This window comes from uncultured Kriegella sp., assembly GCF_963975415.1.
GTDB lineage: Bacteria > Bacteroidota > Bacteroidia > Flavobacteriales > Flavobacteriaceae > Kriegella.
In genome coordinates this window covers 1-16069 of record NZ_CAXBGN010000012.1, presented here as the reverse complement: position 1 = coordinate 16069, position 16069 = coordinate 1, and the positions used below count along the sequence as shown (strand labels likewise).

Below are 16069 nucleotides of genomic sequence, written 5' to 3'. Positions count from 1 at the left end.
CGATTCTTTATGTGCTAAACATATAAACAAGGGTAAAAAGAAGTCAGCTTAAGTTTAAGGTTTTTATTGATATAAGTCTTGTGATTTAAGAGACCCATTAACTTTTAACTATGGTTTCCTCCAAGTTATATATCGTGTGAATAATTTGCATCAATGCGGCCACTTTTACGACATCCCTATCGGCGGTTGCCGGAAACTCGCCCACATCGATAAACTCCGCAGCTTGTTCCGTATCTTTCCGAAAGGCGGCTTCTTGCTCCCCATAATAGCCCAGCAACATCCCCCGTTCTTCGGGTTTGATGGTTCTGCATACTATGGTGGCGAATGCCTTTTCGATCTTAGCGGCAACCGGACTTTCCTCTTGCATCAATTTTTCGGAAAACACCCGTGCCGATTCTAAAATAGTAGGGTCGTTAAGGGTTATCAACGCTTGCAACGGGGTCATTGTCGATTGCCGTTGTACTTCGCACTGGTCACGGGTAGCGGCATCGAAAGTCAGCTGTACCGGAGGTAGGGCGGTGCGCTTTATAAAAATATAGATGCCCCTTCGGTACAGGTCTTTACCGTGATCTTGTACATAATTGGCCAAAACCCCTCTACCCGAGGTGGCGGCCTCCCACAGTCCGTCGGGCTGGTAAACCCGTACACTTCGCCCACCGATTTCAGGGTTCAGCAAACCGCTGGTGGCCAGGGCATGGTCGCGCACCATTTCGGCGTTAAAACGCAAGCGCGACATTCTCGACAAATATTTGTTGTCGGGGTCCACGGCCAGTTTCTTCTTGCTGACGACCGATGATTGCCTGTAGGTGGCCGACATGACAATTTTCTTGACCAATCGTTTTATGTCCCAACCGTTCTCCATAAAGTCCGCCGACAGCCAGTTCAACAAATTCACATGGGTGGGCAGATCGCCCTGCATGCCAAAATCGCCCGACGACCTTACGATGCCCGCCCCAAAGATCTCTTGCCACATTCGATTAACAAATACCCTACTCGTCAAAGGGTTCTTGGCATCGAACAACCATTTGGAGAGCCCCAAACGGTCGGGCGGGTAAGTAATTGTATCAAATTCTAGAACTGACTTTGGTGTACGGGCCGTTACTTCTTCACCCAAATCGTCATATACGCCCCGATTTAGTATTTGTGTAGTTCTGATATCAGGTTTTGCCTCTATTACCATGACTTCGATGTCCTCCTCTTCTTTTTTATTGATAAAGGGAAGTTCTTTTTCGACCACCTCATCGGTAATCGTAATGAAAGGAGCTTCCGCTAATAATGTACCCATGTTCTTTATTCTATCGGGTACCTTATCAAAAAAAGCAAAGGTGCTGAAATAATCCTTTTGTGAAATGGGGTCATATTTGTGGTCGTGACATTTGGCGCATTCCAAGGTCAGTCCCAAAAAAGCCTTGCCGAACGTATTGGTTCTATCGGTTACATCTTCAATTCTGAACTCCTCTTCGATTATGCCCTCTTCCTGGTTTATTTTATGGTTCCTGTTGAACCCCGTGGCCAAGATCGTTTCCAAATTCTTCTGCGGCACCAGATCACCCGCCAATTGGTAGGTCACGAATTTTTCATAGCTGTAATTCTCGTTGAACGCATGTATCACCCAATCGCGCCAGGGCCACATCGTTCGTAACTGATCATTTTGAAACCCGTGGGAATCGGCATATCGTGCGACATCCAACCAAGGGGCTGCCATTTTTTCTCCGTACTGTTGGCTCGCCAATAGTTCATCGACATTTTTTTCATAGGCATCGGCCCTCTTATCCTGGGAGAACCGCTTTTGTATTTCGGGTGTCGGGGGTAGCCCGGTAATATCCAAGGAAACCCTTTTCAACAAACGTTCCCTGTCCGCCGTTTGGTTGGGGGCCAAACCGACGCCTTTCAATTTTCGCAGTATAAAATAGTCGATTTCGTTGTTCGCCCAATCGGTATTTTCCAACGCGGGCAGTTCAGGTTTATAGACCGCCGTAAAGGCCCAATGTGGCTTGTAGGTCGCCCCTTGTTCGATCCACTTCTTTAAAATTTGGATTTCGTAGGGGGATAATTTCAAATTGGAATCCAAAGGGGGCATCAATTCGGAACTGTCCTTTGCCGTTATTTTTTGATAGAGCACCGACTTTTCCAGACTTTTGGGAACGATAGCGAATTCGTTCTCCGTATCTTTCAGAGCCTTATAGGCCCCTTCGGGGGTATCCAATCGAAGGTCTTCGGCCCTTTTGTTGACATCCGGCCCGTGACAGGCAAAACATTTATCGGATAGTATCGGGCGGACATCAAAATTAAAATCGACCACATCGGGGATCTTTCTCAAGGGGACAGCCCCATATTCACCTCCTTGTTTGCACGATAGGCAGACAGTGAACAGCAGAACGAGATGCAGTACCTTTTTTTTCATACGCATAACTCTAATCAATTCAATTGAATGGAGACAAGAAACTCAAATATACCCTGTTGCTCCCTAGCCAATGTAGACTAATTAAGCAAAAAGGTGCATTTTTAAGGTGACAGGAGCCCTATTTCTTCCTTTTGGACTGATGAAAAAAAGGCAGGTTCCCATATTCCTTTTTAAATATACAACCGAAATAACGATTATCATTGCCTTACTCTTTAAAGGGTATTTATTTAATGCTTATTTTGCCTTCTATCAACAAGAGCATTACCATTACTAATTTAGATAAAAACGACTTGTTGCTTAGCGCATCAGGTTCCACGCTTTCATATTTTTGACAAGGTCGTTTTTGAATAATTTCAAGCAAAAAATATCGATAGCTTTGACCAAAACCTAAGATATGAATAGATTAAAAGACAAAGTAGCCGTAATCACAGGCGGGGCAAATGGAATAGGCAAAGTAACCGTTGAAAAATTTCTGAACGAAGGTGCCAAGGTCATCTGTTGGGACATTAACGAGGATGCAGGTAAGAAATTGATGGAAGAAAATGAGAACAAAGCCCTAAAACTGCAAAAAGTCAATACGGTAAATAAAGCCGAAGTCGATAAGGCCGTTGCTGAGCTAATTTCAACTTACGGGGGTATTGACATTTTAATAAACAACGCGGGAATAACCCGAGATGCGACCCTCAAAAAAATGACGACGGAACAATGGCAATCTGTTTTGGATGTGAACCTAACGGGAGTTTTTAACTGTACTCAGGCCATAAGCGAATACATGGTCGAAAGGGGAAGCGGAAAAATCGTCAACGCTTCTTCAATCGTCGGTCTGTACGGTAATTTCGGGCAGAGCAATTATGTAGCTACCAAAGCAGGCGTTATCGGTCTTACCAAAGTATGGGCAAGGGAACTGGGCAGAAAGGGTATCAATGTGAATGCCGTTGCCCCTGGATTTATCGCTACAGAAATGGTAGAGACCATTCCTGATAAGGTTATTGCTCAGTTGGTATCGAAAATCCCATTAAGCCGTTTAGGCAAACCCCAAGATGTCGCCAACGCATATCTCTTTTTGTCGTCCGAAGAGGCAAGTTTTATTAACGGGACGATCTTAAGTGTTGATGGGGGGCTGGTTATGTAAAAGAATATCTTGAAGTTCAAAAAATTCAAATTCGCTGAATCACTGCTGCTACAAAAAGCGCTACCTTTCGAACGTTCTATGCAGTTTCAAGACAGCGACAGGACTGAAATCTTTACGACGTTCATAACCAGCCATATACTGCAATTTTAGTTAGCTGAAAAATGGGTGTACCATAAATGTACTGCCAACACCCTATTTCACGTATATGCCATTTTTTGTTACACTACTTGCCAACTGGGTAGGGGTGCTTGACTTGTTTTCAGAATTATTCATTTCCAATATTAAATTGGCAATCAGGGCGGTCCACCCCGTTTGGTGTGAAGCCCCTAGCCCTTTACCGTTATCGCCATCAAAAAATTCATAAAAGAGGTGGTGGTTCTTAAAAAATTCATTTTTTGAATAATGTTTTTGTTCATTACTGGCGTGATATTGGAATTTGCCTTCTGAATTTCGCTCAAACAAACGAATCAATCTTTTCGTCAGCTCATTGGCGATTTCGTTAAGGTTGATTTTATTTCCTGAACCGGTAGGGAATTCATATACATAAGTATCCCCGTAATAGGAATAATACTTGCGTAACGATTGGATTATCATATAGTTCAACGGCATCCAAATGGGGCCACGCCAATTGGAATTGCCCCCAAACATATTCGAACTGCTCTCACCGGGTTCGTAGTCAATCCTGTGGTGCCCATGGTGTTCAAATACAAAAGGATGTTCTTTGTGGTATTTAGACAGCGAACGTATTCCATAATCCGAAAGAAACTCATTTTCGTCCAACAGCCGTTTAAGCAAATGCTCTAGCCTAAAACCGCGCATGATCGAAAACAGGTAATTCCCGTCCTCATTCACTTCTTCTATTCGTGAAATCAGTGATGCCAAATCTGGGCGCGTTCTTACTATGGCAGCAGCCCTGTTTTTAAACTCCTTAAGATTTACAAGGTAGTCGTTATGGATAATTTCAACGGCGAACATTGGAATGATCCCCACCAACGATCGCACTTTCATTCGACTTGTTACACCACTTGACATTTCAACCACGTCATAATAAAAATTATCGGTATCGTCCCAGAGCGAGATCTCTTTTTGTCCTATGTGGTGCATAGCCCAAGCGATATTCAAAAAATGCCTGAAAAACTTTGAAGTAGCCTCTTCGTAAGTATTATTTATCTCTGCCAACTCCAACGACATTCGAAACATATTCAAGGTGAACATGGCCATCCAACTGGTGGCATCGGCCTGTTGCATTCTCGTAATACCCGGGGGCATATGGTTTCGGTCAAAAACCCCTATGTTATCCAATCCTAAAAATCCTCCTTCAAAAAGATCTGTGCCGTGCTTGTCTTTCTGGTTTACCCACCAAGTAAAGTTAATAAGCAACTTGCGGAAAGCCTTCTCCAAAAAATCGGTATCTCCCTGACCGTTCCGTTCTTTGTCTTTCGAATACACATTCCAGACAGCCCAAGAATGTACCGGTGGATTAACATCACTAAAATTCCACTCATAGGCCGGAATCTGCCCATTGGGATGCATGTAGTTCTCTTTTAATACCAAAAGCAGCTGTTCTTTCGCAAATACGGGGTCTATTTCAACAAATGTTACCATATGAAAAGCCAAGTCCCAGGCGGCATACCAAGGATACTCCCATTTATCGGGCATTGATATGATATCTCTATTGGTAAGATGCTGCCAACTAGAGTTCCGTGCGTTCGCCCGGTACGGCTTGTCTTCTCCCGGTCCTCCAAAAAGCCATTTAAAAACATCATTGTAATAGAACTGCTTGGTCCATAAAAGACCCGAAAATGCACTTTTGGCAATTTCTTGATGAGATTCTGGTAAATCGTTCTCTATAACAGCACTATAAAACTCATCGCATTCCGTAATTCTTCGGTCAAAGATGCTATCAAATTTTGCCCAAGGGTTTTGCAGCTTGTTTTTGCTCAGACGCACCTTGATTATCTTTTCCTGCCCTGACTTTAACCTGAATTTGTGCCAAGCCGCCATTTTAGACCCCGTCTTTTTTGGATTAACACTGCTGTGGCCATACACCACATGGTCATTAATCCCGTCTTTCACATACTTTACCTTATTGGGCACCCCATAAATACGACTGTTGTTGGTTTCATTTTCACAGAACAACTGGTCTCCATTTTCATGGTACAGGAAATACGTACCGTTCCGAACACTTTTTGCCTGAACACAATTCCCGGAAATTGATTGTACTTTTGGGCGGGAAAACCTTCTGTTGTGTTTCCAGAAATTTCGAAACCACAAATGGGGAAGCACATGAATATCCGCAGCTTTGCGACCACGGTTCACAACAGTGATCTTCATAAGAATATCGTCTACATCGGCTTTCGCATATTCAATATAGCAATCAAAATAGGCATTGTTCTTAAAACAATCCGTGTCAAGCAGCTCATACTCCGGAAATTCGCGGCTACGACGGTTCTTTTCTATCAACTCGTCATAAGGAAACGCCGCATGCGGGTATTTATACAGGTACTTGCAATAAGAATGTGACGGGGAGGAAACCTGATGAAAATAAAGTTCTTTCACATCTTCCCCATGATTCCCTTGATTGTTGGTAAGACCAAAGAGTCGTTCTTTCAACATGGAATCTTTGCCATTCCAAAAAGCTGGTGCCAGACACAGTATTTCCTTGGAGTCACAGAAACCTGCAATGCCCTCTTCACCCCATCTATAAGCATTGCTCCGAGCCTTTTCATGATCCACGAACTCCCATGCATGACCGTATTCACTATAATCCTCTCGCACGGTACCCCATTGCCTTTCCGCAAGGTAAGGGCCCCATTTCTTCCAATTGGTATTGCTGTCTGAAATAGACAGCCTTTCCATTTCCCCACTCTTTAAAGCCATATTGTAACGGTTTGATTGGTTATTATTTTATATAGATTAGAGTAGGATCAACAAAAATCTAAAACAGATTATAAATTTGCCCCCCACTATGAACTATAAAATTATCCTTAAATAGCACTAAAATAGGGGCTTATGAGTAAAAATCGTTGAACGACCGATCAGAATTATTTAATTGACAGTGTTGATCAAAACATTTTACTACATCGTAAAAAAACATACTGTTATTTGAGGAACTCTTATATTTTTAAAATGAGAAAAACCATAAAATTCAAGATAGTATGATTAAATGGGGGGCCTCATCTTCTATTAAACCACGAGAAACTTCAACCTTTTCAATTTATAACCCATTTCTGCAACTAGATAGAGATTTGGTTTATAAGTCATTGTCAATCATCGTTTTTCTAAAAAATATCCAGGTGCTACCATTTAGGTAAATCGGGGGCAAAACTATTGTCAATATTCTTTTCCGAAGCTTAAAAAGTATAAAATGCTATTTATGAAGACCAGCGATAATAATTGGTATAAATACAGCAATTGACCCTGATTCGAAGTCACAGAAAAGAAATTTCATATAACCGCTTTTTAACCTTAAAAAACGTGCAACTTGAAATTACTGGGGTACGAAACTCAATGGTCAAACCCTGCTTTCAAAAAAATTCACATCATCGTACGGCAGCAATCAAACCCATGCCCGAACAGTAAGCCAAAATAAAGCATGAAATTAGAAATGGTATTGTTCGATTCATGCTACAGATAAAGCCAAATGCATCCGATTAGGCGTCAAAACGCACTCCATAAACCTTGCTAAAATTACCATTCACAGATACAATGACCCCATTCATTGAAAGCGCGCCCCCATTCGTTGAAAACCCAACTATCGCATGAAACCAATCTCCATCTTTGTAGTCAAAATAGAAATCTTTTAAAACAAAATAGTATGAAAACTAGAACGATTAAATCAAGTATTACGACAGCATTTTTAGCGCTTCTTTTTGCCGGGGTGAGTTATGGCCAAGGAGGCCAAAACGGACAACGTGGGCAAGAGCCTCCGACTGTGGATGAAATTTTTGCGCAATTAGACAAAGACGAGGATGGAAAACTTGCCGAAAAAGAAGTCAAAGGTCCGTTGAAAGATATGTTCGCGGAAATTGATACAAACGAAGATGGTTTCCTTTCCAAAGAGGAAATAGAAAAAGCTCCAAAACCTAAGGGTCGCAAAGGAAAACAATAAGAATTTGAGTTGATTGGTTGTTGTAAAAGCTTCGTGAGCGATTGCGAAGCTTTTTAAAGCGAATGAAAATTAACTAAACATGCTTAAAGTTAATTCACCTATACATTAAATCAAACACAATGAAAAATAGCTTGTTTCTCCCTCTTGTCAGTTCTGTTTTACTGTTTTCTTTCAGTAATTGCAGTTCCAATTCAAATGAAGACATAACCGATGACAGCGTTGATGATGCGTCGGTGGTCAGCGTAGAACCGACCTATTTTACCACCGATAATGTTACCATTACTACGATACCGTGCACTTTATCCGATGGTACCGAAACCGATTGCTATCAAATCGTAACGACTAGCGTACCCTCTGATCACGAAATGGGACCTTGGTGCCCTGACAATATCTCCGATGATGCCGAAGCAGGTGGTATCTGGCTAGAAGATGGCGAAGTTTACGATGTAGATGGAGCCTTTGTTGAGAACTTGGCCGCCTTTTATAATGATACCAATTGGCAAATGTACGATAGCAACGGTGATATTTTTGTTACGGATACTGAAGAGGATTGCGAAAATGCAGCAAATCCTAATGTAGGTGATGAATATGAAAACTTTTGTGTGGAGTGTTTGCCTTCCTATATCACAGATTTGTCTCAAACCTGGGTAATACCGGTTACCCCTGTACTTCAAAGCAGTGCTACACTTTTCGCAACTGGCCCTGGGGGACCCCCAGGAGGAAATACCGCTCCCTCAACTCGTGGAGTGGCACTGAATGGGATAGAATTTTCTGCACCGGCACCGGTAGATAATATTCTGGGTGCATACACGCTTGCCCCTTTTGACGATGCTGGTGGGCATATTAATGTACATCAAGGATATCACTACCATGCGGCAACAGAGGGTATAGCTGATCGTCATGTGATTTCTCAAGAAGATGGCCATTCGGCTTTGATCGGCTACGCACTAGACGGACATGCTATTTATGCATTCGAAGACGCTGACGGAAATACGCCTACCGATTTAGATGAATTACGCGGCCATAGTGACGATATCCGCGGATACCATTATCACGTTGACGAGGCCGGTAATAATAATTTTATAAATGGACTAAAAGGCGCTTACGCCATTTAAAATAAACGAAGATGTATAGAAAAATTCTTTTTATCGGTTTGTTATTGATCACTATTACCGCAAAAGCTCACAATGCAGATGCTTCGACAACAATGTTGGTCGAAAAGGAAAATGGTACTTGGGTGTTACAGATCAGCGCTGCATTAACTGCTTTTCAATATGAAATACGAGAACATTTTACTGAAACTCCTTATAAAACCCCCGAGGAGTTTCGACAAATGGTGCTGGAGCATCTTAAAAACAATCTAAAGATCAGTTTTAATAATACCGATATTTCCTTCGGTAAAGGGACCGTTAAATTGGGGCATGAAACCAAGGTGGTTTTTGAGGTTTTCGGTATACCTTCTGAAATTGAAAAGGTGATTATAAAGAATACGGCTTTTGATGATATACATAATAGCCAGAGCGCCCTGTTACTTTTCAAGAAAGGGTTTAGCAAAGAAAAATTTGTTCTAAACAGTGATAACGACAAGACACTGGTATTGGAAGTAGATGGAAATAAGTTTGTTGAAGTTACCCAAAACAGAGCTGGATTTTCTGAAAATGGACAACTTATCGTTGCTTTTCTTTTGACTTTGTTGGCCGTGGGAATGGTTATACGTCTAAAACCCGTACCAAATGAAAATACTCAGAATCATAATGAGAAAATTTCGAGATAGCAGTATATCAAATGTAAGCGACTTAACTTTTTCCACGAAAAAATAAATGACCCTAATTTTATTCTATTTATAAACATACGGCATACGAATATTAAAAATTATGAAAACGACATTCAAGTACCTACAGTTATTTTTATTGCTATTTGCCATGACCACTACTTTCGTAAAATGTAGTAGTGACAATTCTGTAACAGCCGACGATACTGATGACGACACCAATGATACTTTTACCCTAGACTGTACAACGGAAGACGCAGCGCAATCTACCGATACCGAAATCGAGACCATGCGTCAGGCGGTGGTAGATTTTAGAAACTCCCTTTCGATTAGTCTTTTGGAGGAAGCATCTGTGTGTTTGAATGATGAACGATTTTACCTCTGGCACAACACCCCGGCAAATAATGACAACCGAGATGGTATTACCTATGGAGATTTATCGGAAGACCAGCTGACAGCTTTTAAAGATATTCTACAATTATTTTTGAGCAAGGGAGGGTATCAAAAAGTATACGAAATTACAGAGTTGTCCGAAGGATGGTTAAATAATGTACAGAGTAATACATGGGATCCCGATTTCTACTCTATAGATATGTTTGGTGATCCCGAGACCAGTGGATCATGGGGCTTTCAGTTAGATGGACACCACTGTGTGGTCAACTTTTTGGTTGATGGAGATAATGTTTCTATAGTCCCTGCATTCTTAGGAGGTGAACCCGCTGCCGATACATGGAACGGGGAGGATTTTGATATTTTTTCAGACGAACGAGACCTGGCATTGACGCTGTACAACAGTCTTGATGCAGATGAGATTACAGCGGCGGTAACAACTTCTACATCACATTCCTTGGAAGCCGGCCCAGCAGATAGGAACGGTGACCCGGACCCTTATATCGGAAGCTATGATTATTCCGGTTTTGCAACAGGCTTAAAGTATTCCGATATGTCGACCACAGCTCAAGCAAACCTTGTTTTGGTCATGCAAGAGTACGTTTATAATCTGACGGATAATTTCGCCGATGTATGGTGGACAGATATTATGAACAATATAGATGACACCTATTTTGTATGGATCAATGATTCGAATACCGATCCAACGGCGACTTCCGAGTTCTATTATAGAATTTACAATCCGTATTTATGGGCCGAGTTCAATACCGAAGGGTCTACAGGGGCCAATTCAGGAAGCATTGCAGATTATAACCACGTACACACCATAACCCGAATACCCGATAACCCCGCAACGGATAACGGGGGTGATTACGGCATTTTTGCCTATATGATCAATCAAGATGGTCCAAAAACTCTTTTAGAACATTACGCATTGGCCGATCATCATAAGTCTAGCGAGATAAAGTTTGATTATCGATTGAGTGCTTCTTACGAACTTTCAAACAAAGGTGATATACATCAACACAGCATTTAAAAATGAAAAATATATTTTCAAAATCAATCGCAATCGTGGGATTATTACTAGCTTCTTCTTGTAGTAGCGACGATAACGCGGCTTCTGATAACAACGCTACTGGCGGTAGTGAAACTACAGGAGTTGCCATAACTGCCGTAGTACAAGAATTTTTTAAAGAAGAGAACGGAGTTACGGTAACTGTTGATGAAGATAACGGTACGATCACCATAACAAGCAGTACAGGTTTACCAGATCATAAAAGTCCTTATTTTGATGTAAATGGCATGGACCATGAGTTATACGAAGATTTTCCGGTGTATTCGGTTACCGATGGTATATTGGAAAACTTCTATATTGATCAAATAGCCGATCGAATATTCAGTTATGACGAAAACGGAGAATACATAATTACCTATCACGCAAATAATAATGACGAAATAGCACCCGTACAATATTCGATGCAAATTCCTATGTATCCAACAGAGGCCGCCACTAAGATGGATACAGAGCTTTCTGCAATCGGAATAGTGTTGAACGGAGTTCCTTTCTTTAACAATTTAAATCGTGATTCAGACCCTTTGGGGGGAGCTGATGTTAGCACGCTTGATACGGCTGGTGGGCACCCTGGTGCCAATCTTGATTATCATTATCATGTGGGTGCAAACTTTGGACTTTATACGGATGAAAACCCAGAAATAGCCTACGGTACCATTATAGACGAAGATAATTTGGTTGGTTTTATGAGAGATGGCTTTCCGTTATACGGGCAACAAGATCAAGATGGCTCATATCCTGATGATTTAGATGCCTACGGAGGCCATATTGGTGTAACCGAACATTTTCCTGACGGAATTTACCATTACCACGCCAGTACTGAAGATTATTTAGACGCTGGATGGTATGTCTTAAAATCTGGGCAATATTATGGCACACCTGGTACTTTTTCTAGTAATTGAACTCAACAAAAGCAAAAAAAAGTATAAATAGATGAAACGCATATTTAAAATAACAATAGTCTTGGCAATTACAGCTACTTCGGGCTTTGTCGCCTGTTCAAACGACCAAGTCTCGGATCCTGTAACGGATGATGGGTCGGATTCTATATATTCAGGAACTGCTTCGGTAACACAAGGTTTGGCGACAACGACAACGACAAATTTGTTTGCTAGCGGAACTAGAGTAGCCGGATTAGGAACAATTAAGGCAACGGATGATACTACTTGGATTGTTCCTGCGGCAGTAAATTATACTGATAATTCTTTTCCGTTTGCTTCGGATTTACACAACACATATGGAGAGACCTATACATCGGCTACAGATGCGCTTGCCGCTTTAGATGGTAACGATATTGTTGAAATCGATAGCGAGGGAGAAGTGATCACGGCTTTTGTTTTTGCCGATAATTATTTTGAAATGTACGTAAATGGTGTTCCTGTTGGCAAGGATCCAGTGCCCTTTACAGAATTTAATTCAAGTATTGTACGCTTTAAAGTAGCCGCGCCCTATACCATAGCGATGAAATTAGTGGACTGGGAGGAAAATCTAGGCTTGGGTTCAGAGGGTAGTGGTGGATCTGCATATCATCCAGGAGATGGTGGTATGGTTGCTGTATTTAAGGACGAATCTGATGAAATAGTTGCGATTACCGGTGACGATTGGAAAGCACAAACCTTTTATACCGCCCCAATAAAAGATTTGTCTTGTCCGACAGAAGAGGGTACTACACGAAGTTCGGATAATTGCGACACGGCCGACTCCAACGACGGAACATCGCATTATGGATTGCACTGGGAAATACCTTCAAATTGGTATGAAGAGGCCTTTGATGATAGTACTTGGCCCGATGCAACTACGTACACCAACAACACTATAGGCGTTAACAATAAGCCCTCCTATACCAATTTCACCGACATATTCGATGACAACGCCAATGATGCAGAATTCATTTGGTCTACAAATGTCATTTTGGATAATGAGGTTATTGTAAGGTATACCGTGGAATAATTTTTAAATACGAATTAGAGAAAAGACTACTCAAAATACTAGGGAAAAAAACCATAGCTTTTTTATACCAATTACATCGAATTCTAACATGAAAAAAATACCGCTCGTACTCGTCTTATTTTTATTTATACAATCGAGTATGGCAAAACCTAGTGTTTCTCCTGTTGCTATTGACACCGTTATAACCGGTGAAAACGTTACATACAATTTTACGCAAGATGCAAATCATTTTTTTTTAAACATACAAACCTCCGATGATAACACAATCATGTCTATGTTGCATTTAGGTGTTTCCGTATTTTTCGATATAAAGGGAAAGAAGAAGGAGAATGTCTATATAAAATATCCTTCTGAGCCAGTAGGGCTAAGTGATAGAAGAGGTGATCGTGAAAGAATTGAACCAGAAAATTCTGAGGAAGATGAAGAAGGCAAAGGGCAATTGATAAAGGAAATACTTGAAAACGATTATCCGCAAAAAGCGGAATATGGTTATTTCGACTATCAGGAAGAGTTTCATATTCTTCTTAACAGCTTAGGTGTGACTGTGTCACTTACTTATGATGAAAAGGATGGTTTACTCGAATACGCCTTAAAAATTCCGAAAAATAAAACCAATTTAGATTCAGCAAAAAGCACTTCAAAATTAACGGTGGGCGTAAAAACAAATACAATAGAACGAAAAAGTAAAGATGGAGGTGGCCTTAGCGGCACTATCGGAGGTATTGGGCTAGGCGGCGGTCAAAACGGCCAAGGTAGATCAGGCGGACGTCAAGGTGGTGGCGGACCATCAGGAGGCAGGGGCCAAGGAGGGCAACGTGGTGGCCCACCACCGGGTGCCGTCGAAAAAGGCAACCCAGCTGAAGTAGTCCTAAATTTTTGGTTCAAGCCTAATCTTTAAACCACAATGAAACTATTTCGAAAAATCAGACAAAAAGCATTGGATAATGGAAAATTTAAGAACTATCTTCTATACGCCCTAGGTGAGATAACGCTCATTGTTATCGGTATATTGATAGCATGGAAAATCAACGATTTGAACGAAATCCGAAAAAACAAAATCGTTGAACTTAAAATTTATGACGGGCTCTACGACGAGTTGAACCTCAATTTAAAAGTTCTCAATAGCGCTATCGCCCATTACGGCGATGACATTCAAAGATTGGAAGCCACTGTCAATTATGTCGGGCTAACTCCAGAACAGCTTACTTCTGGTGCTAAAGATACTATCATACATTTGGCCTACAAAGAGGTTAAATTGCTTGACGGCGCCCTAAATTCCGTTATCAGTACAACCAAATTTGAAATAATCGATAGCGATTCGCTTAAAAAGCTGATTACAAATTACCCTACCGAAGTAGCACATTTTGAGATTGAGGGATTAAAAGTAAGAGAAACAGTAAAAAATTTGAAACCTATTTTGGAAAAACATCTTTCCTTAAGCGATTTGCTTCCTGCGGAAAATGAGAAATACACAGCAATCAAAAGTTTTGGAAAAAAATCTAATTACCTCAATTTATTACGGGACAAAGCATATCAAAATACAATCATTTCCAGGTTATTGCATAATGAAAATCTTTTGACCTTGGCAAAAAAGTTAAAGAATAGAACTCAAATCATCTCCATAAAATTAAGTCGTGAATTGGGGCATCCTATAGCAATGTTCTAACACAGGTAAGGCTACATTTTAGGGAGGGCTACAATGAGCGTACTATTTAAGACCAAGAATAGGCCTTATAATGGAAAGCCCTTTGTCCTATTTTAAAACGGTCTCTTGCGGTAGGTCTCTGGGCCAATGAATTTCTTGTAGGCAATTTTAAAATAGGTTTCTTAGTGATTAACTCTGAATCTTTGTAAAGCCACTTATTTTTAAAAATATGCCACTAGAGCCAAAACCCCACTATATGAAATAACACAGGCAAATAAAAGCGCTGTCGTCAATCCAATATTTATCCAGATACTGGTTTTGTGATTTTTCATTATTTTCTTGTTGTTGATGAGCAAAAGTATTCCCACAATTACAACAGGGAGAACAAAGACATTGAAGACCTGGGATACGATTTGCATCTCTATCGGATTAGCCCCAAAAATTGGAACTATCAAAGCAAATAAACAGGCAAAAAAAGTTATTATGCGGAACTGTTTTGAACTTGTGTCCAAATCCCCCGATTGATAGTCCGCAACAAGAATCGGTGCAATCAACAAGCATGGGAAAATGGAAGATAACCCTGCACTCAACGTTCCGAAGAAGAAAAGTGTCAGGGCAAATTTTCCAGCTACAGGTTCAAGGGTGTTTACCATATCCAAAACTTTTGTAACGGGTTGTCCCTGATGAAACAATGCCCCACTAGCCACTGCCATTACGGAAGCACTTATAACGAATACGAGAACGGCAGCTGTAATGGCATCTTTCTTTTGTTGCTTTAAGTTTTTAATTGTCCAGCCTTTTCCTTTTACGAAAAGCGGTCTCGACAAAAAGGTGGCCGCGGCCATCGTGGTACCTACAAAGGCAGCGACCATCATCTGACCTCCTTCTACCTTAGGAACAGATGGAACCAAACCTTGTACAACTTCTAGCGGCAAGGGATAGACCATAAACAGGGAAATTATAAAAGAAAGTCCCATTATGGTCACGAATATTACCAATATTTTTTCGAAGAAGGTGTACTTTCCGACCAGCAATAGGGCATACATAATGGCGATTACCGCAATAGCGACAATAAGAACTGTTTCGTATCGAAAACCTACAAGTTGCGGAAAATAGATAATGAAAATTTCATAAATAATATTTGCTGAAATGCCCAATATGCCCATCAGCGAATTCCATTGTCCGAATGAAATACCAATAATAATCAAAATAGCAATGGTTTTCCCCCCTTTGATGTGCCTCTTAAAACTATATAATGCCGTTTCTCCAGAAATTAGGGCATAGTTACCATAGGCGTACATCAACAATCCTGAAAAAATACAACTTAGTAAAAGCACCCATAACAATTGCATTCCGTAGGTGCTCCCAGCTACAATCATAGATGTTACGCTTCCCGTACCAATAGTATAACCGATAGCAAATATTCCAGGGCCAAATGCAAGCACGGCAGCAAGTATTTTTTTTAATAACGAACGACTTGCCTTGTGCTCTTCCATTTGATTAGTTTCTTAGTTTGGCGATTCTCTCTAAAGTTTCCTCAACGATATTTTTTAAAGCATCGAAGTCTTGATTTGCGAGGATTTCCTTGCTGATG

General features: G+C 40.9%; 12 protein-coding genes. 9 read left to right on the top strand and 3 right to left on the bottom strand.

Going from position 1 to position 16069, the window contains the following annotated elements:
* Positions 1–97 precede the first annotated feature (97 nt).
* Entirely contained in the window at positions 98–2404 is a 2307-nt protein-coding gene (locus tag AACZ88_RS19930) for a PSD1 and planctomycete cytochrome C domain-containing protein (RefSeq protein ID WP_339714296.1), read from the bottom strand.
* 394 nt (positions 2405–2798) lie between these two features.
* Here AACZ88_RS19930 and fabG point away from each other — a divergent pair, with 394 nt between their 5' ends.
* Positions 2799–3536, top strand: coding sequence for a 3-oxoacyl-ACP reductase FabG (fabG, locus tag AACZ88_RS19925; protein WP_339714293.1), 738 nt, complete (start codon positions 2799–2801; stop codon positions 3534–3536).
* Between the two features lie 192 nt (positions 3537–3728).
* Here fabG and AACZ88_RS19920 read toward each other — a convergent pair whose 3' ends face one another.
* Positions 3729–6416, bottom strand: coding sequence for a glucosidase (locus AACZ88_RS19920; RefSeq protein WP_339714290.1), 2688 nt, complete (start codon positions 6414–6416; stop codon positions 3729–3731).
* A 937-nt stretch (positions 6417–7353) separates the two neighbouring features.
* On the opposite strand from AACZ88_RS19920, the gene AACZ88_RS19915 reads away from it, so the two are divergent.
* From AACZ88_RS19915 to AACZ88_RS19880, 8 genes are all read left to right on the top strand, one after another.
* The gene (locus AACZ88_RS19915; protein WP_339714287.1) at positions 7354–7647 is read left to right on the top strand and encodes an EF-hand domain-containing protein; all 294 of its coding nucleotides are present in this window, start codon (positions 7354–7356) and stop codon (positions 7645–7647) included.
* A 119-nt stretch (positions 7648–7766) separates the two neighbouring features.
* Positions 7767–8762, top strand: coding sequence for a YHYH protein (locus tag AACZ88_RS19910; protein WP_339714284.1), 996 nt, complete (start codon positions 7767–7769; stop codon positions 8760–8762).
* An 11-nt stretch (positions 8763–8773) separates the two neighbouring features.
* The gene (locus AACZ88_RS19905) at positions 8774–9421 is read left to right on the top strand and encodes a hypothetical protein (RefSeq protein WP_339714281.1); all 648 of its coding nucleotides are present in this window, start codon (positions 8774–8776) and stop codon (positions 9419–9421) included.
* Positions 9422–9521: 100 nt separating this feature from the next.
* The gene (locus tag AACZ88_RS19900; RefSeq protein WP_339714278.1) at positions 9522–10844 is read left to right on the top strand and encodes a DUF3500 domain-containing protein; all 1323 of its coding nucleotides are present in this window, start codon (positions 9522–9524) and stop codon (positions 10842–10844) included.
* Positions 10845–10846: 2 nt separating this feature from the next.
* Positions 10847–11782: a YHYH protein gene (locus AACZ88_RS19895; protein WP_339714276.1), complete on the top strand. Its 936-nt coding sequence runs from the start codon at positions 10847–10849 to the stop codon at positions 11780–11782.
* Between the two features lie 31 nt (positions 11783–11813).
* Positions 11814–12830, top strand: coding sequence for a hypothetical protein (locus AACZ88_RS19890; RefSeq protein WP_339714273.1), 1017 nt, complete (start codon positions 11814–11816; stop codon positions 12828–12830).
* Positions 12831–12969: 139 nt separating this feature from the next.
* The gene (locus AACZ88_RS19885) at positions 12970–13728 is read left to right on the top strand and encodes a hypothetical protein (protein WP_339714270.1); all 759 of its coding nucleotides are present in this window, start codon (positions 12970–12972) and stop codon (positions 13726–13728) included.
* Between the two features lie 6 nt (positions 13729–13734).
* Positions 13735–14496: a hypothetical protein gene (locus AACZ88_RS19880; RefSeq protein ID WP_339714267.1), complete on the top strand. Its 762-nt coding sequence runs from the start codon at positions 13735–13737 to the stop codon at positions 14494–14496.
* 200 nt (positions 14497–14696) lie between these two features.
* On the opposite strand, the gene AACZ88_RS19875 is transcribed toward AACZ88_RS19880, so the two are convergent.
* Positions 14697–15971: an Nramp family divalent metal transporter gene (locus AACZ88_RS19875; protein ID WP_339714264.1), complete on the bottom strand. Its 1275-nt coding sequence runs from the start codon at positions 15969–15971 to the stop codon at positions 14697–14699.
* Positions 15972–16069 lie beyond the last annotated feature (98 nt).